The 19,740-nt window shown below is 64.4% G+C and carries 14 protein-coding genes; 6 read left to right on the top strand and 8 right to left on the bottom strand.

The features are described 5' to 3' along the window. Nucleotides 1–81: 81 nt before the first annotated feature. From ACZ1II_RS00635 to ACZ1II_RS00625, 3 genes are all read right to left on the bottom strand, one after another. On the bottom strand, nucleotides 82–759 hold the full coding sequence (locus tag ACZ1II_RS00635; RefSeq protein WP_465143907.1) for a DUF6250 domain-containing protein: 678 nt from the start codon (nucleotides 757–759) through the stop codon (nucleotides 82–84). Beyond that, nucleotides 756–3,530 carry an exo-rhamnogalacturonan lyase family protein gene (locus ACZ1II_RS00630; protein ID WP_465143906.1) on the bottom strand — a complete coding sequence of 925 codons (2,775 nt, stop codon included), beginning with the start codon at nucleotides 3,528–3,530 and terminating at the stop codon, nucleotides 756–758. The genes ACZ1II_RS00635 and ACZ1II_RS00630 overlap by 4 nt, the downstream gene beginning before the upstream one ends. A 242-nt stretch (nucleotides 3,531–3,772) precedes the next feature. After that, entirely contained in the window at nucleotides 3,773–5,710 is a 1,938-nt protein-coding gene (locus ACZ1II_RS00625; RefSeq protein ID WP_465143905.1) for a rhamnogalacturonan lyase, read from the bottom strand. A 242-nt stretch (nucleotides 5,711–5,952) separates the two neighbouring features. On the opposite strand from ACZ1II_RS00625, the gene ACZ1II_RS00620 reads away from it, so the two are divergent. Then, nucleotides 5,953–9,039, top strand: coding sequence for a TonB-dependent receptor (locus ACZ1II_RS00620; RefSeq protein WP_465143904.1), 3,087 nt, complete (start codon nucleotides 5,953–5,955; stop codon nucleotides 9,037–9,039). 139 nt (nucleotides 9,040–9,178) lie between these two features. Here ACZ1II_RS00620 and ACZ1II_RS00615 read toward each other — a convergent pair whose 3' ends face one another. The 3 genes from ACZ1II_RS00615 to ACZ1II_RS00605 all read right to left on the bottom strand — a co-directional run bounded on the left by ACZ1II_RS00615 (nucleotide 9,179) and on the right by ACZ1II_RS00605 (nucleotide 12,646). Then, nucleotides 9,179–11,287: a TonB-dependent receptor domain-containing protein gene (locus ACZ1II_RS00615; RefSeq protein ID WP_465143903.1), complete on the bottom strand. Its 2,109-nt coding sequence runs from the start codon at nucleotides 11,285–11,287 to the stop codon at nucleotides 9,179–9,181. 116 nt (nucleotides 11,288–11,403) lie between these two features. Beyond that, nucleotides 11,404–11,913, bottom strand: coding sequence for a CHAP domain-containing protein (locus ACZ1II_RS00610; RefSeq protein WP_465143902.1), 510 nt, complete (start codon nucleotides 11,911–11,913; stop codon nucleotides 11,404–11,406). Between the two features lie 112 nt (nucleotides 11,914–12,025). Beyond that, nucleotides 12,026–12,646: a DUF1826 domain-containing protein gene (locus tag ACZ1II_RS00605; RefSeq protein WP_465143901.1), complete on the bottom strand. Its 621-nt coding sequence runs from the start codon at nucleotides 12,644–12,646 to the stop codon at nucleotides 12,026–12,028. A gap of 76 nt (nucleotides 12,647–12,722) precedes the next feature. On the opposite strand from ACZ1II_RS00605, the gene ACZ1II_RS00600 reads away from it, so the two are divergent. After that, nucleotides 12,723–13,148 carry a MerC domain-containing protein gene (locus ACZ1II_RS00600; protein ID WP_465143900.1) on the top strand — a complete coding sequence of 142 codons (426 nt, stop codon included), beginning with the start codon at nucleotides 12,723–12,725 and terminating at the stop codon, nucleotides 13,146–13,148. A gap of 13 nt (nucleotides 13,149–13,161) precedes the next feature. Here ACZ1II_RS00600 and ACZ1II_RS00595 read toward each other — a convergent pair whose 3' ends face one another. Together ACZ1II_RS00595 and ACZ1II_RS00590 are read right to left on the bottom strand one after the other, a co-directional pair. Continuing rightward, complete coding sequence (locus ACZ1II_RS00595; RefSeq protein ID WP_465143899.1) at nucleotides 13,162–13,659, bottom strand: RidA family protein; 498 nt, start codon at nucleotides 13,657–13,659, stop codon at nucleotides 13,162–13,164. 16 nt (nucleotides 13,660–13,675) lie between these two features. Then, nucleotides 13,676–15,205, bottom strand: coding sequence for a flavin monoamine oxidase family protein (locus ACZ1II_RS00590; RefSeq protein ID WP_465143898.1), 1,530 nt, complete (start codon nucleotides 15,203–15,205; stop codon nucleotides 13,676–13,678). Between the two features lie 263 nt (nucleotides 15,206–15,468). On the opposite strand from ACZ1II_RS00590, the gene ACZ1II_RS00585 reads away from it, so the two are divergent. The 4 genes from ACZ1II_RS00585 (at nucleotide 15,469) to ACZ1II_RS00570 (ending at nucleotide 19,677) form a co-directional block, all read left to right on the top strand. Further along, on the top strand, nucleotides 15,469–16,464 hold the full coding sequence (locus ACZ1II_RS00585) for an ABC transporter substrate-binding protein (RefSeq protein WP_465143897.1): 996 nt from the start codon (nucleotides 15,469–15,471) through the stop codon (nucleotides 16,462–16,464). After that, nucleotides 16,465–17,697 carry an acyl-CoA dehydrogenase family protein gene (locus tag ACZ1II_RS00580; RefSeq protein WP_465143896.1) on the top strand — a complete coding sequence of 411 codons (1,233 nt, stop codon included), beginning with the start codon at nucleotides 16,465–16,467 and terminating at the stop codon, nucleotides 17,695–17,697. Between the two features lie 4 nt (nucleotides 17,698–17,701). Beyond that, nucleotides 17,702–18,652 carry an NAD(P)-dependent oxidoreductase gene (locus ACZ1II_RS00575; RefSeq protein WP_465143895.1) on the top strand — a complete coding sequence of 317 codons (951 nt, stop codon included), beginning with the start codon at nucleotides 17,702–17,704 and terminating at the stop codon, nucleotides 18,650–18,652. Nucleotides 18,653–18,876: 224 nt separating this feature from the next. Then, a complete protein-coding gene (locus ACZ1II_RS00570; RefSeq protein WP_465143894.1) occupies nucleotides 18,877–19,677 on the top strand; it encodes a class II aldolase/adducin family protein in 801 nt (266 codons plus the stop codon). Nucleotides 19,678–19,740 lie beyond the last annotated feature (63 nt).

Here is a 19,740-nt window from a genome sequence, read left to right as displayed (position 1 = left end):
AGAAGGAAGCGGGGCCCCCGCCTACGCGGGGGCGACGAGGGGGTAGGGAGGGTGTATCGGAGGGAGCCATCCTACGGCTCCTCAGCGCCCGGTCCCGAGCGGAACGATCCGGAAATTGCGGATGCGCAAGTGGCTCTTGGTCGTGCGCAAGGCGAACCAGCCTTGGCGATAGGGTGTGGCATCGGTCATCGTGAAAAGCCGCTTGCCGCCGAAATCCACAGTCACCGTTGCGCCATCGGCGGCGAGGCGCACCGGCACCCAGCGATTGGCCATAAGCATCGCTGCTCTATCTGCCCGGTCATGCTCGGGCAGCAGCGGGCGATCGCCCGGTTTACCGACATAGCGGCGCATCCGCGTGGTCGTATTGCGATTGCCGCCGATGCCGACGTAGTAAGTCTTGAGCGTGTCGTAGGCCGAGAAAGCGCCGCTGCGGGGCCGGGCCAGGGGTGATCCGTCCGGCGCGGCGGGGTCGGTGGCCATCCAGAAGGCATTGACGTCGCTCACCGCATCGTTCGGCCCGCCTGCGGAGACGGCCATGACCTCGTATTCGATGGCGACGGGGCCGCTAAGTTCCTCTCCCCACCAGACCGAGATGCCTTCGGGCGCATCGATGCCCATCACGCCGCCCTCCACGCTGACGCGCGAGGGTGCTTCCGCCTCGACACGCCAGTGCGAGAGTCCGTGGCGGAAGTCGTCCGTTTGCGGCTTTGCCGCCGCCGATAGCAGCATGAACATCAGGGCGGCGGCGAGACGCTTCATTCCAGCGCATCCCCGATCAGCGTCAGGTTCACGGTCGCGGCGATGCCCCACTGCGCGGCATCGTTGGTGGAGACTTCATTGATCTCGTCCACCGGCTTCAGCACGGCAGCGCCGGTTATCCTGTTCGCCCCGCGCGACTGGTCTCGCCCTTCACGGTCACCAGCGCCGAAGAACTCGCCCCAGGCGCGCTTGACGAGGTCCGGCTTGCCGAGCTGCACCCCGGCATAGGCGGTGTAGCGCGAATGGGCCTGCGTCAGTGCGCGGCCCTTGCCGGAGGCGCCGGTGCGGGCGCGGAACTCCGCCTCGGGTGCGTTGTAGAGTTCGCAGTATTCCAGCCAGACTTTGCGGAAGGCCGGTTCGTCGAGGAGTTCGAGCAGTTCGGCGGTGATCTCGAACACCCCGAACACGCCGTTGAGGTGGCTCATGTTTACGGTGTCGCCGGGGCTGACGAAGCGCCCGCTGGCGAGATCGAAGACGCCGCCGCCCGCCAGCCAGCCCTTGGGCATGGCCGCGATCGAGCGCATGCCCGCGACGATCCGGTCGCGCCAGCGGGTATCGCGCGTGCGCTCCCATTCGGTCAGCCAGGCCCCCAGCATCGAACCCCAGACGGTGCCGAACTGCATGAACACCTCACCCTCGCGCAGCGGCTGGTCGGCCACCACCGCGCCGGTTCCGGCGGGCGGCTTGCTGGCATCGGCGCGGTGGAGGACCTTGCGGCCGATATCGACCGTCTTCAGGGCCTGGTCGCTGTCCACCAGGGCGCGCATCAGGTCGCCGCAGCGCTCGTCGGTGGTGAGATAGTAGTAGAAGCGGCGATAGGCGGCGTTGGATACGCGCTGCTGTTTCGAACTGTCGGCCCAGTGCTGCACACCGTGGCGGGTGCCTAGGCCCTTGAAACGCCCCGAGTGATAGACGTCCACCTCGCCGGTATGCCGCGTCATCGCCTCGGCGAGGCGGAACACGTCGGCGCGGGCGGTGCGCAGGAAGCCGTACCAGAGCCACATGTCGGTGGAGAGTTCGCTGTTATCCCACGCGAAGCCGCCGATGTCGTAGCGCCAGACGTGCCGGTCGTTGTCATAGCTGTGCATGACGTCGCCGTAGTTCCAGAAGCCGTACCAGCGGCGCTGGTCCACTTGCCCGATGTAGAAATCGAGTTCCTGTTTCGCCCGCGCCTCGATCTTGCCGCGTAGAGGCCCGCCGGAAGCGATCGGACTCCACGGACCGAACAGCCCGGCGGAATGAACCCGCGCAACATTGGCGACCAGACGCGGCGGCGTGGCAAGGCCCTTGCCCATCTCGGCCAGACGTTCGCGCGGCGGCGTTGCGGGCAGGGCCCAGATGCGAAATTCGGTGGTGCGCGCAATCCCGGAGGCATCGCCCCAGCCCGGCTCGTAGTCCTCGTAAGTCACGTCGAGGCCGAGGTTCTGCGCCTCGAAACTCTCCATGCCCATGACATCGTGATAGAAGCGCAGGTCCATCGCGGGCGCATCGGGGGCGTGATACCAGACCGTGAAGCGCGCGGTGTCGCTGGCCGCGTCGGCGATGTCCAGACCGACCGGGCAGCGCTGCCAGAAGTCGTGCATCCCGAAGGCGACGCCGCCGCTCGGACCGCCGATATAGCCAAGCCCCGGCGCTCGCCCTGCCGTATCGACATCGATCCAGCCGCAGCCCGGCTTGGTGCGCTTGACGATGGAAAAGCCGTCCGAATTGGGCTGGCGAAGGCGGAAATCGCCCCATGCGGGAATGTATTCGATGTTCTGGCGCACCGCCGCGCCCATCTGGTCGAGCGGGGGCGTGGCCGCACCCGCCACTTGCGCATCGCGGAAGGCCTTGCCCGGATCGCGGCGCAGGCCTGTCAGCGGACGCACGGCCTCGCCCCAGAGGCCGCCATTTTCGCCCGCGAAGCGGACATGGCGATCATGCAACTTGTCGCGCATCGGCACGGCGCCTTCGAGGCCCAGTCCGCGAATGAAGCGCTTGGCGGGATCGCCATCGAAGATCATCGAATGGACCAGCCGCACACTGTCCGACCCGGCGTGGAAATAGAGGCGGACGGAGAAGGGCATCCAGTCGCCCTCACTACCGCGATGGCGCCCATCGAGCTTGATGACCGCGCGGATCAGGCCGCTTTGTTCGACCGTGGCGCTTTCGATGGCGCTGGTCCAGCGAGCGATCGCGGGGGCGCCGTCCTCGTCATCCGGGCGGTCCTGCGCGCTGGCGAGCAGGCGCACCGATTGCAGCACTTCGGCCGAGCCGACTTTGGCGGAGCGGATCAGGGCCTCGCCTGAACGGCCGACCGTCCAGACGGTCTGGCCGACAGTGACGGTGATCGCATCGCCCGCCTCGCGCACGAAAAGCGTCTGTGCGGGTTTGGTAGTGCCGGGAACGACGCGCAGCGAGCCGGTGCGCGCGCCGTTGGCAGTGGTGGCATGGCCGGTCCACTTGATTGAGCCGTCCGGCCACCAGGCCATCGGCCAGGTCTGCACCGCTTCCCGCGTGCCGCCTACGCCTTCGAGAATGTAACCGCGCTTGTCGAGCCGAGTGCCGCGTGGCCAGGGCTGGCCCCACGACTGGCCCTCGTGCGCGGAGGGAGCATTGCCGTCGAGCCAGACCACGTCGTCGTCCGGCGCAATGCTCGATCCCAGCGGCTCTCGCGTGGCCACCGGTGCGGCGCTTGCGCGATCGGCTGTAAGTGCGATGGACCCGGCTATGGCAGAAGTCGCCAGAGTTTGGGCCAGCATCTCGCGGCGGCTCCAGACCAGCTTGCTCATTGTCTCTCCCTTGGGTGCGGCGTCTCGTGGCATGCCTTATATGGGATGATATTTCACCATGTGGATCGAATCGTCAACCGAGATGAAGCGTTTGCGGTAGCGTCATTCGCCTGCCTTCAAGCACTCGTCATCCTGAACTTGTTTCAGGATCCATCGTGCCGAACAGACTGTCGCTGATGGTCAGAAATGGATCCTGAAACAAGTTCAGGATGACGGGGGAGCATGGGCCAACGATGCGTTCTCTAACGCTCCCCGTTCGGCCCGGCGCCGAGATAAAACCCGGTATGCGGCGGCTGGTTGTAGGCGGTGTTCTGCCAGGCGACGCCGAGGCGGTAGACCGGGTCCTGCATCAGCGTGACGAAACGGTGCGTCGTAGCGAAGGGCGTCGTGTAGATGCGCAGTTCGCGGTTGTCGGCGCGGCGCCAGATCACTTCCTCGCGCCAGTCGCCGATGAGATCGGCCTGGAGCGCCGGATTGGCCTTGGTGCCGTTGTTCGAGGCAAGGCCCTCCGGCGAGAGCAGCGGGACCGAAGTGCCGCGCTCCCAGTCCCACTTCGAGATCGTGGTGCCGTCCAGCAGTTCGCGCAGTAAGTCTCCGTCCCACCAGATCGCGAAGTTCATCTGGCGCGGGCGCGGACCGATTTCCCGGCCTTTGGTGTCGTAGAGCCGGTCGGAGTTGGAGGCCCAGAACTCTGCGCCGTAGTGGCGCGGATCGATGTCGGCAGCCACGCCGCGCCCGGTGTCCTGCTCGGCGGGCGTGGTCCAGAGCACTTCGCCGGTGCTCGCATCGAGCAGAGCCGAGCCGAGCCCGCCATTGCTGCGGATATCCTCGAAGACGCCGAACTTTTCGAGACCCGGACGTGCCGGATCGAGATCGCTGACATGCATGGTGTCGCCGTGGAACAGCGGCTTGGTCCAGAGACCCTTGCCGTCGTCATCGACGGCCATGGAACCGTAGATCACCTCGTCGCGCCCGTCGCCGTCGACGTCGGCGACCGAAAGCTGGTGGTTGCCGCGTCCTGCATAGTCCGCGTTGCCGGGTGCGGAACTGTCGAACAGCCAGCGCTGGGTCAGCTTGCCATCGCGCCAGTCCCAGGCGGCCAGCGCGGTGCGGGCATAGTAGCCGCGCCCGAAGACCATGCTCGGCAAGTGTCCGTCGAGATAGGCAACGCCTGCGAGGAAACGGTCGGAGCGGTTGGCATAGCCGTCGCCCCATGTCGCCGCGAGTTGTTCGGGCGTCGGGTTACCGCCGGGATAGCGCGGCGGATCGTAAGGCGCGGTGGCGAGCGCTTTGCCGGTCAGCCCTTCGAACACGGTGAGATATTCCGGCCCCTTGACGATGCGACCCTGCATCGGCGCGACCTTGGTGCCGTCCGGCAGCACCTTGGCGCCGGTCTTGTCCTGCTGCGGCACTTCGCCGCCGCTGCTGCGCCAGTCGGCTGAGGCATCGCCGATGACCTTGCCGGTGCCGTCGACCGTGCCGTCGCCGGTCTTCATCGCCACTTCGGCGCGGCCGTCGCCGTCGAAATCGAAGACCAGGAACTGCGTGTAGTGCGCCCCGGCGCGGATATTGCGGCCAAGATCGATGCGCCAGAGCCGCTTTCCGTCGAGGCGATAGGCATCGAGGAAGACGTTGCCGGTATAGCCGGTGTGGGCATTGTCGTGACTATTGGTCGGGTCCCACTTGAGCAGAATCTCATACTGCCCGTCTCCGTCGAGATCGCCCACGCTGGCGTCGTTGGCGGTGTAGGAATAGGCCTCTCCGGCGGGCGTGACGCCATCCGCAGGCGGTTCGAGCGGGATCGAGAGATAGCCCTTGTCCCAGAGCATGGCACTCTTGGGGCCGGTACGATCGCCGATGCGTTCGACGGCGTAGCGGCTTGCGGCGGTTCCGGATGTGTCGACGAAAGTCGTCGCCTCGCCGGACTTGGTGACATGCAGCGGCTTGCCGTCACGCAAGACGCGGAAGCGGGCATTCTTCGGATCACTCCTCAGATAACGCCAGCTCACGAGGATGCCGCCGTCCTTCGCGGGAACCGCCACGGCGCCGCGATCGAGCGTTTCGGCCGCTGCGCGCGAGGTCGGCTTCGGGGCCTGAGTCGCAGCCTGCGCGGGCAGGGCGGAAAGGAGCGAGGGCAGCGGCGCCGCCAGCAGCGCGAGAGCGCGGATTTTGGCCGTCATGGGCATCGTTCTCCCGAGGTGGAACCGGTGTGGTCCAAATTATAGCATTGCATCCCACATATCGGTTCAACTAGTGTCCGTCTAGAAACTGATTCGATCGGTGCCCGCAAAAACCGGGCAGACAGTATCGACAGGGCTAAAAGAGGGGATCGGATATGCGTAAGCATGCCATTGGTAATACGCGAAATTCATCGATTTCAAAGTACTCGCGCCGCGCTTTCTCAGGGGCATCGGCACTGGCTTTGGCGGGATCTCTCGCGGTTTCCTTCCCCGCAGTTGCTCAGACTAATTCGGATGCGGAAGGCCCGTCAGGCGAAGAACAGACGCCTTCGCGCATCGATGACAAGACTGCCGAAAAGATCATCACGACCGCCAACGACATCGTCGTGGTCGGTACCCGCGCCTCGCTGCAATCGGCCATCAACCGCAAGAAGCAGGCCAGCACCGTGGTCGATTCCATCGTAGCCGACGATATCGCCAGCTTCCCGGACAAGAACATCGGCGACTCGCTGGCGCGCATTACCGGCGTGCAGCTCAGCCGAGACTTCGGCGAGGGGACAGCCGTTTCCATTCGCGGCGTCGAGCCCGATCTCAACCGTGTCGAGATCAACGGCGTCAGCCAAGTCAGCGCCACGGGTTCTCGCGCCGGCGATTTTCGTGAACTGGCAACCGAACTCGTCAAGTCGATTGATGTCTACAAGGGATATGCGGTCGATCTGACCGAAGGCGGTATCGGCGGCACCGTGCGGGTCGAAACGCGCAAGCCGCTGGACTTGCAGAAGCCGCTCATGACGGGCGTCGTATCCTATCAGAACCTCGATACGGCCGAGACCTGGAAGCCGCGTGTCACGTTCGTTGCCGGCACGCCGAAATTCCTGATCGACGGCCTGGGCGTCCTGGTGAACGTCACGTATAGCGACGTGGACACCCGCCAGGATTATATCAGTAACACGAACTGGTCTCGACTGGCGGACTTCGATCATTCGACGGAAAAGACCGTCGCAAACCCGCTGTACAACAATTACTCGACATATGAGAGCTGTGCCGGTGTCGGCGGCGCGACCACGGCGGCGGCTACCGCCAATCGCCTGGCTTGCGAAACCCAGTTCTTCGATTGGGCGCCGACCGTTCCGCGCTATCGCAGCTGGGTTCGCAACGATAAGCGCATCTCCGGCGATCTGGCCCTGCAATACCAGGTCGCCCCCAATTTCCGCGCATACGGTCAGGTGCAGATCAACAAGCGTAACCAGAATCTTCAGGACACGAACTATTCCGTCGATTTGGGCCGCATCGAGCGCTTCAATCTCGATCCCGCACTGGCGGCCGGGGCGAACGGAGCGACTTCACGCCCGAGAGTGCAGCTCGGAACCTCGACGGTGAATGAGAACCATGTCGTCACGAGCCTCGTTACAGCTCTAAATGCTGTGAATATCGGCACGGCGGCCAATCCCAACTGGAACGGCGCCGCCAACATTATTGGCGTGCAACGGCGCGACTTCAGTTACGATCAGGATTCGAAATACTTTACCGGAGGGTTCAACTGGGAACTTAACCGGCTCAGGATCGATTTCCTGGGATCCCATGCCAAGGCGACGACCGTTTCCGAGAGCAACCTGATCTCGCTGGGTACCAGTGTGGCGGGGATCACCGTAGACCGCAACAATGCCCAAGGCATCCCGGCATTTTCCTTCCCCTCGAATTTCGACCCAGCCGACCCTTCCGTCTACGCGGATTTCACGCGAACGGGGGCTAATGGGCAGCTCCTGCCGGTCTATGGTCCCGCACTCCAGTACCGCCCCTCGCAGGCGAGCAACTCGGAAGACCAGCTCAAGTTTGATGCGGACTGGGAAATCGATCATCCGATCGTCAGCAAGATCGAATTCGGCATGCAGGCCCGGCGGCAGAAGTACGTCAGCTATCAGGGTGGCGGTTCGCGTCTGATCGACCCCGCCACGGGAACTTACCAGTCGACTGCCAACGTTTCTTATACGACTGTCATCCAGAACAATCCGGCGCAGACCCAGAACGGGAATACCTGGTACATCACGCCGACGCAGTATCAGGCCTTGATCTCGTCGCTTGGGGGGACTCTCGGCGGGGCACCGCTGTTCAGCGGACTGAAGAACGCGCCTTCGGGCATGCCTTCCAACATAGCCTTCCCGAATTTCGATGCCGACGTGCTGTCACAGTACTATGACCTGTCAGGGTTCGACCAGGATCTCGTCCGTACCGCGAATGGACTGCCGCAGATTCCGGCCTATCTTATCAAGGAAACCGTGCTTGCCGGCTACATCATGGCCGATATCGACACGGAAGTCTTCGGCATGCGGCTGACCGGTAATGCCGGTCTGCGCTGGACGCAGACTAAGGATACCGGCCTCGGCACCAATATCAGCCGCGTGACCCGGCTGAACGCCACGGGTGGCTCCGAAACCGTCACGATTTCGGCCCAGGAAGCACGCCTGTCCAATACCTACACCGACTTCCTGCCGGCCTTCAACGCGAACCTCGCCATCACGCCCGAATTGTCGCTGCGCGCCAACTACGCCAAGAACCTGGCTCGACCGCGTCCGACCGATCTCGTACCCAACATCAACTGCCTTGATGACCAGACCTTGACCGGCATCGATGATGTCTGCACGGCGGGCAACCCGGACCTCAAGCCCTACCGCGCGGATCAGTGGGAAGTGAACCTGGCCTGGTATCCGAATGCCGACACAATGCTCAGCCTCGGCTACTACAAGAAATACGAATCCAGCTTCGTGATCCCGAATGTCACGCGCAGCGGGGTCGATCTCTTCCATGACGGCACGACTTATACGGTACGTCAGGCGGTCAATGGTTTCGGGGCATTGCTGGATGGGATCGAGGCGAGCGCCCAGACCGTCTTCACCTTCCTGCCGCAACCGTTCGACGGTCTCGGACTCACCGGAAACGTCACTTATGCCCGCGCGATCCGGACGAACCTGACCAACAGCGCCACGGGTGAGGAACTGAAGCAATACCCCGGTCTTTCCAAGTATACCTACAATGCCAGCGTTTTCTACGACAAGGGCTTCCTGAATGCCCGCCTGAGCTACAACTATCGTTCCAGCTGGCTCGATACGGTGCTGAGCGCAACGAACGGGAACAACCCGCTTTATCGCAAGGGCGAGGGCTATCTTGATGGCAAGGTGACGCTGCGCTTCCCGAAGTATCACTTCAACGTGTTCTTCGAGATGCAGAACATCGCCAGGGAATATTCGAAGATCTACATCAACAAGGACATGCCGGTGGATCTCTACTACCCCGGCCGCCGCATGTTCATCGGCCTTCAGGCCAAGCTCTGAACCGAAGTCGGGGGAGAGCGGGAACTCTCCTCCTTCATCCCACCGCACCGTTTGTCGAGGGACCGCGGCGTTGGGGCGGTGGGAGTTTGGGCCCGGACAGATGCGGCAGCCTCCAGCCGCGTCTGTCCGGGTTCTTGCTTCAGAACGCGGTGCGCAGGCCGAACACGAAGTTGCGTCCGCGTAGCGGCGAGGCGTCCTTCACGAAGGAGGCATGGTTGAGCGCGAACGAATTCGTGAGGTTGGTACCGCGCGCGAAGAGTTCGGCCCAGCGGTCGGTGCCGAGGTCGAGCTTGTAGGACAGCGTCAGGTTCAGCATGTCGTAACCCGGCGTTTCGGTCTCGAAATCGGCGATGCGATCCTGCTTGAAGGTCCGGTAATATTCTGCCTCCGCCGTGAATGGCCCGCTTGCGGCATCGATGCGCGTACCGAGGCGGCCCGGCGGAATGCGGGGCAGGTTGCCGAAATCGTTCTTCAGCTTAGCGCGTACGTAATCGCCGAAGAGGGCGACGCCCACTTGCGGGATCACCTGTTGACGGATTTCGCCGTCCACGCCGGTAAAGGTGGCATCGGCCGCGACGTAGTGGATCAGACGGAAGTCCTCGTACTGGTCGAGGGTCTGGCCGTAGATGTAGTTGTCCACCTTCTGGTGATAGGCGCCGAGGGTGAACGTCGTATCGCCGCTGGTCTTGCGGAAAGTCAGGTTGACCGACTTGCCGGTTTCGAGGCGGTTCTCGGTAGAGGCCATGCCTTCGAAGGTACGGCCCGTCACCATGCCGATCTCATACGTGTTCGAGGCGAAGTGCGGGCCGAAGGCGTAGAGTTCCTGCACGTTCGGCGCGCGCTGCGAGCGGGCGAGCGACAGGGCCAGCGAGTAGCCGTCCGTCACCTTCCACAGCGCCGAGGCCGAGACCGAGAAGGGATCGTGCGAGGTCGTTGGCATGAAGGCGGTCAACGAAGTCTGCGGGCGGATGCGCTGCCATTCCTGGCGCACGGCGGCTTCGATGCGGACCGGGCCGAATTCGCGGCTCTCGTGGAGGAACAGCGCGGTATTGCTGATGTCGAACGGCGTGTAGGTGGTTACGTCGTCCTGCACCACCGAATGGATGCCGCTGAAAGTGCTGTCCGAATGCTGGACGCCGAAGACGCCGCGGAAGCCCCCGACGGCCTTGTGGGTCAGTTCGAAACGCAGGTCCATGGCCTTGTTGCGATAGGCGGTGGCGACTTCGTCGTGCTCGATCTCGTCATGGCGGTAGTTGGTATGCGCCATGCGGAAGCGGACGCGTTCGAAGCCGGGCAGGGGATCGCGGTACTCGCTGCGAATGTCGAAACGCTCGCTGCGCATCTTCACGAAGATGTTTTCCTCTTCGTGCTCATGATCATGGGCTTCCTCGCCATGGTCATGGTCGTCGTGATCGTCGTGCGATCCGCAGTGGAGGCTGGGGCCGTGGGTGTGGCAGCTTTCGTATTCGTGGCTATGGCCGGGCAGGCCGTACCGGCCGGTCACGCGGGTATAGGCGACGCCGAGATAGCCGTCCGCACCGATCCACGAGCCGCCTGCGGTGAAGGTCGAGCTTTCGCTCCACGATCCGGGCACGTGGCGCTCTCCGAACGCGCCGGGAACGCGGTAATCGTCCGTCTCGCGGTGCGCGCCTTCGAGGCGCAGGGCCAGCGCGCCGCTGCCTACGGTGACGCCTCCGACGACCGAGCGTTCGTCATCGCCGGTGCCGAGCCGGGCCTCGCCCGCGCCGGAAATGCCGTTCGCCGGAATTGCGGTCGGGATCTTGGTGTCGAGCAGGTTCACCGCGCCGCCGATCGCGCCGCCGCCGTAGAGCAGGGCCGCCGGGCCGCGCAGCACTTCGATGCCGCGCAGGAGCAGCGGTTCGCCGGTGATGGCATGGTCTGCCGAGATGCCCGAGGCGTCCTGGACATTGGTGCTGTCCGACAGGACCTGCACGCGCGGCGAAGTCTGGCCGCGGATCACCGGACGGCTGGCGCCGCCACCGAAGTTGTCGAAATGGATGCCCGGCTGACCGGCCAAGGTCTCGCCGAGCGTGCCCTGGCGGCGGTGCGCGAGTTCGTCGCCGGAGAGAGTCACGACCGGGGTGGCCGTCTCGTCGGCGCGCTCTTCGAGCGGAGCAGAAGTGACGAGGATCTCACGCGATTCCGGGGCGGGTGCCTCGGCGAAGGCGGTAGCCGGGATCAGCGCGAGCAGGGAAACGGCGGATCGATGCAGGATACGGACGGACAAGGAAACCCCCTGGGATCGGAAAGGAGGTTTCGTTTAGTGTTATGTAATAACATTACACAACAGGTCAAGTTGTCTGTTATCAATATGTTACAATGTGGAAATCTAGGCGGCCATAATCAGCCTGCGCTGCTCGGCGCATCGTCATCCTTGGCGGTGGCGAGTTCCGGGGCGGGGCCGCTGCTGCCATAAATGAAACCGAACGTGGGATTTTCGCGCGAGCCGAGCGAATGGCTGGGGCCGTACCAGACGCGCACGTTGCTCCAGTCGCCCGCTTCCGAGACGTCTTCCGCCAAGGCGTTGCGTTCGATCATTCCAGGACCGGACCAGTTGGCGTGATCGAGCATGACATGGCGGGAATCCACCACTTCGCGGATCATCGCGACATGGCCGTAAGGCATTGCGCCGGTGGACTTGAACACCAGTACCGAACCCGGCTCGGGCATGTGGCCGCGCTTGTAGGTGCCCTTGGCCTGTTCCCACCAGGTCGCTGCATTGCCGTGAATGCCGATCCCGGACTGCGCGCGGGCATAGGGCACGCATTGCAGATGCTGGGCCATTGCCGGAGTGGCGAAGGCCTGGAGAGCGAGGGAAAGGATGGTGGCTGCGACCAGGGAAACCTTTTTCATAGAGAGACGTTATAACGTCTCTGGTTTCCGAAGGTACCCCGGTCCCGGCGATGTGATCGCACGGGACGCACCGTTCGTCGTGCCCGGTGGAACCGGGGCGACGAGGCGGCGCTTAACCGCTTCCGATCGAGTCGATAACCAGCACGAGCCGGGATTCGCCCGAGTCTGCGATGGGCGGAGACCGATGCAGGATGGACGGTTCGGCCTGAAGCGAAGGGCGCCCGAACAGGCGTCCCTTGAACAGCCCGACCTCTCCGGGGAGTAGCTCTTCGGCAGGTTGTCCGTCCGGCGCGCCGATGCGCTGCCATTGCGTTCCCCGGCCCCGATAGGTCGTGATGGTCCGTGCCGTCACGAAATCCGCATGGAATTTGCGACAGGCATCGGTCTCGACCACTTCCAGCCTGATCCTGACGCGCGCTACGCCAAGCAGAGCGGCATGACGCGCGGCCAGTGCCCCGATGTCCGCCAGCAGGAGCGGAGATCGCGGATAACCGCTGTCTCGCAGCAAGGCGGGGAGCTGCGCACCCACGTCTGCGGTATCGCAGACAAGCAGAAGGTCGTCGATCTCGCCGAGATCCAGTGCCGCGATTTCCTGCAGCAGGTCCGAATCCAGCCGGCGTCGCCAGAGGGCAAGATCGATCCCGTCGCGGGTGATCTCCCGCAGAATGTCGGCCTCGGGGCCTGTCGAGACGGCGATTTCAGCGGGTGGAAGCGTGGCGGAGTCATTTTTCATGGCGAGGCCTTTTCAACGGGAAATGCATCGCCATGTAATGTTGTAACATAACTCAATCAAGCAGGAGCCTATATCGATGAGCGAGCGTTGCGCAGCCCGCAGCCATCAGGACAGCAAGCGGGACGGCCTTCAGGGACGTCTTCTGGCGGACCTCGTGGAATCGACGGCGATTTCGGCATCGACGCTTTGTATGGTGCATTGTCTCGCCCTGCCGCTCCTGCTGTTCCTGCTTCCGGGACTGCTCGGAGCGTTCTTCCAGTCGGAGGCATTTCACCTCATGGCGCTTGCTCTGGTGGCACCGGCGGCGCTGGTGGCATTCCTGCTGGGCTATCGGCGGCATGGCGGCGCGGGGCCGGCATTGCTCGGCGTGGCGGGGATCGTGTGTCTGCTACTGGCGCTGCTCCACGCCGATCTCTCGCTGGGGGAGACCGGGTTGACCGTTGTCGGTAGCGTTCTGCTGGTCGCCGGCCATGCCTGGAACTGGCGCAGGCGGCTCGGTTGATCGGGGAGATTTCCTACCGAGACTTTGCCGCCGTAGCCTCGATTTCCACCAGGAAAGCGGGATTGGCGAGGGCGGCGACCTGCACGGTCGAACGGGCGACGATATTGGGCTGGGCGCTCGTGCCGAAGAACTCGGAATAGGCCTGCTGGAAGCCCTGGAAGTCCTGTTTTCCGCCTAGTTTCGGGTCTCCGACAAGGAAGACGGTCAGTTTTACGACATCGCCCAGCGTGTACCCCTGGGCCTTGAGCAGCGTTTCGATCTTGCGGAAGACGCTGGTGGCCTGTGCCCTGGTGTCGCCATAAGCGGCGGGATCGTTCGGCGCTTTGGAGGTATCCGCCGCGCTGGGCACTTGTCCGCTGAGGTAGAGATAGGTGGCGTCAGCGGGTACGGTGACGCCGGCGAGGATCGGCGATTCCGCTGCGCCGCGATGGCGGACGATCTCGCCGGCATGGGCGCTGCCTGCGGCCAGGAGGCCCAGCAGGGCGGCGACACCGGGAACTGCGTGCTTCATGTCTCTTCTCCTCGTTTCAAGCCGATCGGCGTTCGCTTGTCGCCAGTGTGGCGGCGCGGTGTGCAGAGAGTATCGCGCCTTCCTGCCAGTGGCCGGAATAGGCGGACAAGTGGGACCCGGCGAACAGGAACGGCCCGTCTCCGGCATTGAGCAGGGCGGCGGCGGCAATGTCGTTGCCGGGATCGGCCCACTCTATCCAGGGGCCTTCGCTGAACGGAACCCGTTCCCAATGGACGCGGACGGGCGCGGCAAGATCCTGTCCATGGCCGGGATGCAGCCGTTCCACGGCGGTGCGGGCCAGGTCGATCTGCGCGGCGCGGCCCAGCTTCGCCAGGCTGCGTGCTTGCGGCCCGGCGCTGTAGGCGGCCAGCAGGACTTCGCGCTTGGCCTGGAACGGGCCGCTTGGATACCAGACCAGCGAGGTATCGCCGCCGACGAACGAGATACCGCCGTATATCTGGTCCTTTTCCCAGAAAGGCGCGCTTTCGAAGCCGATCTTGATCGAATCAGAATAGCGCACCCCGGCAATCGCGGCCTGTACCGCGGGGCTGAAATCGCTGGGGGTGCGCGCCAGGATCGGCAGCGGCGTGGTGATGATCGCGCGGTCGGCCTCTATCGCGATGTCACGCCGTTTGCGGTTGTCGCGATAGAGGATGCGCACGCCCTCTCCGGAACGCCGGATTTCGCGCACTTCCGCATGGAGCCTCGGCGGGCTGCGCAAGGCGGCGGCGATGGCGACCGGCAGCCGGTCCATGCCGCCGACGGGATGCAGCATGGTGGGTTGCATGAGGATGTTCTCCTCGAACAGCAGAGTGGAGAGTTCCGGGTTCGCCAGCAGGGCATCGAGCGTGACCGGCGGCACCGCCACGGCCTGTTCGATCGTTGCTCCGGGGACTTGCGCAAGGCCCGAGCGTTCCGACCCGCGATAGGAGAGGTCTTGCGCCAGATCGCCGTAAGTCTTCAGAAATTCTGCCAGCTTGCCCCGCGTGGCCGGATCGAGTTCCTGATCGAGCGCGCCGCTGCGCAGGGCCTTTTCGAGCAGCGCGGAAAGATGGCCGCGCAAGTCGTTGGCGGCCTGCCGCAGCCGGATCGGCCGGTGGGCGCCGTCCTGGGTTCCGGCAACGAAGCTGCTGCGGCTGGTATTGACGAGGACTTCCAGAGGGACCTGCAATTCGCGGGCGAGGCCCAGGTACTGGTCGTGATGGCTGGGAATGCGCGCCGGGCCGACATTGAGGTAAAGGCCTTGCGAAAAGCCGACCTGCTGGTCGTCCTCGCCGATATGGCTGACGCGGTCGCCGCCGCGCACCGTCCAGGCGCGTCCCCCGACCCGGTTCCGCGCTTCGAGCAGGATAGCCTCGCCGCCCAGCCGCTCGATCTCACGCGCCGCGACGAGACCGGCAATACCAGCACCGATCACGACGACGCGGCGGCCGGGCACCGCCGGGCGGGCGACTACGGCGCCGGGAAGCAATCCGGCAGCGGCTATCCCCCCCATTGCGCCAAGCAGCGCACGGCGATTCAGACGAACGAACATCGGATCGGTCATGAGAAGTCCACCGTTATGCAGCCATAGTGACGGCCGCAGTTGAAGACGCGAGCAGCCTACGTCAGCAGATCGCCGCAGACGAGCGAATTGTTCGGCTATTTCAAATAAGTCATCGCGCCGGGAGAAGGATTGGCGATGCTCATCAGGGGGCGAGAAGAACTCATTTGTCGGCAAGGTGCAGTGCGATCAGAACCGGAACCCTGAGAACCCGTTTGAAAATCTCCCACGGGATCTGGTCGGATACAGGGACATCTGCGTCGGCAATGGACAGCGACAACTTCAGACTGGATCGCCGTGCGGCCCTGGTCGGCGGCGCAGCGGTGCTTGCTGCGGCGCTTGCCGGATGCTCCGGAGCCGAGCGCGATAGCGGCCCGCTGAGGGTCGCCATCACCGGCAAGGGCGATAGCGATTGGCGGCTGCTGTTTCGGCATGCCGGCCTGAAACCGGACTTTCCGGTAAGCTATTCCGAGTTCCAGTCAGGCCATCTCGTGGTCGAGGCGTTCAATTCCGGCTCGATAGATTTCGGCGGTATGAGCGAAATTCCGCCCGTCTTCGCTGCGGCTTCGACGATCCAGAGCTTTCGCCAGATCGCGGTCAACCACGGCGACGTCAACAACCAGGTCGTGCTGGTCCCGGCCGGTTCGCCGATCCGCGATCTTGCCGGTCTCAAGGGGCGGCGCGTGGGCTATGTACGGGCGACGACCTCGCAGTATTTCCTGATCCGCATGTTGGAATCGGTAGGGCTGGCATGGTCGGATATCGAGCCTGTGGCGATGACGGTTTCCGACGGGGCTGCGGCTTTTGCGCGCGGGTCGCTCGATGCCTGGGCGATCTACGGCTTTCCGATCCAGCGCGCGCTCGCCACCGAGGGTGCGCGTGTCCTGCGCACCGCGCTCGGGTTTCTGTCCGGGAACTATATCGTCTGTGCCCAGGAAAAGGCACTCGCCGATCCGGAGAAGGCGCGGTGGATCGAAGCCTATTTGGGCCTTCTTGGGCATGGGCAGGCCTGGGCGGCGCAGAACCGCGATCGCTGGGCCGCTGCGATCGCCGGGCAGATCGGTGTGCCGGTGGACTATGTGCGCGACCAGTTCCGCCGGCAGAGTGCGCGCTATACTTTGCGTCCGGTCACGCCGGAGGCCGTAGCCTCGCAGCAGGAAGTCGCCGACGTGTTCACCGGCGCGGGCCTCATCCCCCGCCATGTTGACGTAAGCCCGCTTTGGACCGATCGTTTCAACAGCATCATCCCCAAGGAGGCCTGAATGGCCGACCACGCCGCGCTCGCGCCGCCCGATACGACGCCCAACAATACACCGGCCAACGATACGCCGCTTCCAGTGCCGCGTCGGTTGCCGAATGATCAGGACCTTCGCCGGATCACCGCAGCGCTTGCGGCAACCGCCGAACACTACGATCGCACCGGCGAGTTTCCCCGTGCGAATTTCGACCTCCTGGCGCGGGAGGGCCTGATCGGGCTTACCGTCGAGAGCGATCTGGGCGGTTCCGGCAGCGGCTATGTCGATGTGCTGCGGGTGCTCGGCGCGGTGGCGCGGGGGGAGCCGTCTACCGCGCTGATCCTGTTCATGACTTATGCCTTTCATGCGGCACCGGAAAAGACCGGGCGCTGGCCGCGTGCGCTCTACGAAAGGCTGGCGCGCGAAGCGGTCGCAGGGAGAGGTCTGGTGGGCACCTTCCGCGTCGAACCGGAACTGGGAACCCCAGTACGCGGCGGATTGCCGAAGACGGTCGCCCGGCGCGCGCCGGATGGCTGGCGGATCAGCGGCGAGAAGATCTATTCGACCGGCTCGACCGGGCTGGACTGGTTCCTGGTATGGGCGCGGACCGATGACGAAGTGCCGATGGTCGGCAATTTCCTGGTCGATCCCAAGGCGGCGGGAATTGCCATCGTGCCGGAGTGGGATCATCTCGGCATGCGGGCGACGGTCAGCCACAAGGTCGTGTTCGACGATGTACTGATCCCGGCCGGTCATGCGGTCGACGTGCGCGGGCCGGAAGAATGGGTGCCGCGCGCGGGCAGCGGCGATGCCGGGAGGCAGGCCTTGTGGAATGCGCTGGCCATCGCCACGATCTATGACGGCGTGGCCCGCGCCGCGCGGGACTGGCTGGCGGCTTATCTCAACGAACGGGTGCCGAGCAACCTTGGCGCCGCGCTGGCGACGCTTCCACGCGTTCAGGAAAAATTCGGCGAGATCGAGGCGCGGCTCTATGCCAATCGCGTGCTGATAGACAGTGCCGCCGCGGCGGCGGACCGGGGCGAACTGCCGTCTCCGGTGGAGGCGAACCTCATCAAGCACTTGGCCAATAGCAATGCGATAGAGGCGGTTGCGATCGGCCTCGAACTCACCGGAAATCCCGGCATCAGCAGGCGCAATCCGCTCGAACGGCATTATCGCGACGTGCTGTGCAGCCGCATTCATTCGCCCCAGGCGGATACCGTGCTGGTGGCCGCTGGCCGCGCCGGGCTGGGAATCTGAGACGATGTCGCTCGTCATCGCCAGCCAACTCGATGCCGATTTCAACGAGGGTCTCGCCCGCCATCCCTCGCGCCCGACCATCGTTGGCGTGGAGGAGGACGCGCCCTGGGACGCCGCGCGCGAGGCGGACATCCTGCTGGTCGTGCCTTCGCCGACCTGGAAACGGCGTCCGGCGCCGCGTCCCGACATCTGGCCGGGGCGGCTGAAATGGGTCTACAGCGGATCGGCGGGGATCGACTTCTATCCCGACTGGCTGCTCGACGCGCCGCTGGTGACATGCGGTCGCGGCGTCGCCTCCGATGAGATCGCGGACTATGTGATAGCGGCCATCTACGCCCATGCGAAAGGGCTGGAGGCAGCCGCCGTCCGCTCGCGCGAGGAATGGGGGCCGAAAGTCCTGGGACGGGTTTCCGGCTCGACGATCGGCATCGTCGGCCTGGGGGCGATCGGTGCGCAAGTCGCCCGGCGGGGTCTGGCCCTCGGCGCAAGGGTCGTGGCGGTGCGGCGGTCCAGCGTGGCGGGTGGCTCCGGTCTTGCAGGCGTGGAACTGGTCGCGGATCTGGCCGAATTGGCAGGGCGGGCAGACCATATCGTGCTGGCCGTGCCTGCCACACCCGAGACGCGGGGTCTCATCGGCGCGGAGTTCCTCTCGCGGGTGCAACCTCATGCGCACCTGATCAATGTGGCCCGCGGCTCGGTCGTCGATCAGGAGGCCTTGCTGGAAGCGCTCGATGCCGGGAGTCTGGCTTTCGCGACGCTGGACGTCACCGAGCCGGAGCCGCTGCCGGACGGACACCGTCTCTATACCCATCCGCGGGTGCGCCTGACGCCGCATATTTCCAGCAATTACCTGCGCGTAAGACACCGCCTGCTGGAAAAGGTGCAGGACGATCTCAGCCGCTACTTGCGCGGCGAACAGCCTCGCGACGTCGTCGATCGCGAGCGAGGGTACTGACCTTCGCGATTTTCGGCGAGAACCCTGAACCTTTGCGCCCGAGGCCTGCCGCTTCGGGCGCTTTTTTGTGAGCGACCGGGCAGACCTATTCGCAGCAGTGATAGCTCGCGGGAAATACTCATTTGATCGGTCGCAGAATTGCATGTCTTCTACAGGCAATATGTTCATCCGCGGCGATTGCGAGATACAGTGCAATCGCGCGTGGCTTTGAGGAAACGTGCATCATGGCTACGGCCTTCGCAGACGACCGGATAGGCAGGCAGGGCATCACCGATGCCGAATGGGAAGTGCGCGTGGACCTCGCGGCGTTCTATCGGATCGCCGCGCTCTACCGTTTCGACGACTTCCTCTACACGCATATTTCCGCCCGAGTGCCCGGCCCAGACCATCACTTCCTGATAAACCCCTTCGGCCTGACTTTCGACGAGATCACGGCGTCGAGCCTCGTGAAGGTGGACATCGACGGCAATATCATCGGTGAGAGCGCGTATGGCATCAATTATGCGGGTTACGTGATCCACTCGGCCATCCATGCCGCGCGGGATGATGCTCACTATATCGCGCACTTCCATACACGTGACGGCATGGGCGCATCGGCCCATGCCGAAGGACTGCTGCCAGTCAGCCAGCGGGCGCTGATGATCATTCCGCAGCTGGCCTATCACGATTACGAAGGTGTCGCCCTGAATCTCGACGAGCGCGAGAGACTGGTCCGCGATCTTGGCGACCATCCGCAGATGCTGCTCCGTAATCACGGAACGCTTGCGCTGGGGGCGACGCCGGGTGAGGCCTGGAGCCGGATCTATCAGCTCGAAGCGGCCTGTTCGGCGCAAGTCGCAGCGCTGGCGGGCGGGCGCGAGCACATCCTGATCGCACCCGAAGAAGCACAGGAAGAGGCGCGGCGGCAGCTTGCGACAAGGCCTGCGGTGGCTACGGCCAAGGCGGGCGCGAAACCGCATCACCAACTGGCATGGGAAGCGGTGCTGCGCCGGGTCTCGCGGGAGCTGCCGGGTTTCGACGACTAGAAATACGTCATGATATCGGTGATCCGGCGTCCGTTTCCATCCGAAACGGGCGCCAATTGCGTT

It is taken from the genome of Novosphingobium sp. BL-S-20 (genome assembly GCF_055521635.1).
Note: the sequence above shows the minus strand (reverse complement) of the source record. Positions and strands in the feature narration are given on the sequence as shown.

Excerpts from the sequence above, each read along its gene's own strand:
- ACZ1II_RS00635 (WP_465143907.1), bottom strand. The coding sequence starts at position 759 with ATGAAGCGTCTCGCCGCCGCCCTGATGTTCATGCTGCTATCGGCGGCG.
- ACZ1II_RS00630 (WP_465143906.1), bottom strand. The coding sequence starts at position 3,530 with ATGAGCAAGCTGGTCTGGAGCCGCCGCGAGATGCTGGCCCAAACTCTG.
- ACZ1II_RS00625 (WP_465143905.1), bottom strand. The coding sequence starts at position 5,710 with ATGACGGCCAAAATCCGCGCTCTCGCGCTGCTGGCGGCGCCGCTGCCC.
- ACZ1II_RS00610 (WP_465143902.1), bottom strand. The coding sequence starts at position 11,913 with ATGAAAAAGGTTTCCCTGGTCGCAGCCACCATCCTTTCCCTCGCTCTC.
- ACZ1II_RS00605 (WP_465143901.1), bottom strand. The coding sequence starts at position 12,646 with ATGAAAAATGACTCCGCCACGCTTCCACCCGCTGAAATCGCCGTCTCG.
- ACZ1II_RS00600 (WP_465143900.1), top strand. The coding sequence starts at position 12,723 with ATGAGCGAGCGTTGCGCAGCCCGCAGCCATCAGGACAGCAAGCGGGAC.
- ACZ1II_RS00595 (WP_465143899.1), bottom strand. The coding sequence starts at position 13,659 with ATGAAGCACGCAGTTCCCGGTGTCGCCGCCCTGCTGGGCCTCCTGGCC.
- ACZ1II_RS00590 (WP_465143898.1), bottom strand. The coding sequence starts at position 15,205 with ATGACCGATCCGATGTTCGTTCGTCTGAATCGCCGTGCGCTGCTTGGC.
- ACZ1II_RS00585 (WP_465143897.1), top strand. The coding sequence starts at position 15,469 with ATGGACAGCGACAACTTCAGACTGGATCGCCGTGCGGCCCTGGTCGGC.
- ACZ1II_RS00580 (WP_465143896.1), top strand. The coding sequence starts at position 16,465 with ATGGCCGACCACGCCGCGCTCGCGCCGCCCGATACGACGCCCAACAAT.
- ACZ1II_RS00575 (WP_465143895.1), top strand. The coding sequence starts at position 17,702 with ATGTCGCTCGTCATCGCCAGCCAACTCGATGCCGATTTCAACGAGGGT.
- ACZ1II_RS00570 (WP_465143894.1), top strand. The coding sequence starts at position 18,877 with ATGGCTACGGCCTTCGCAGACGACCGGATAGGCAGGCAGGGCATCACC.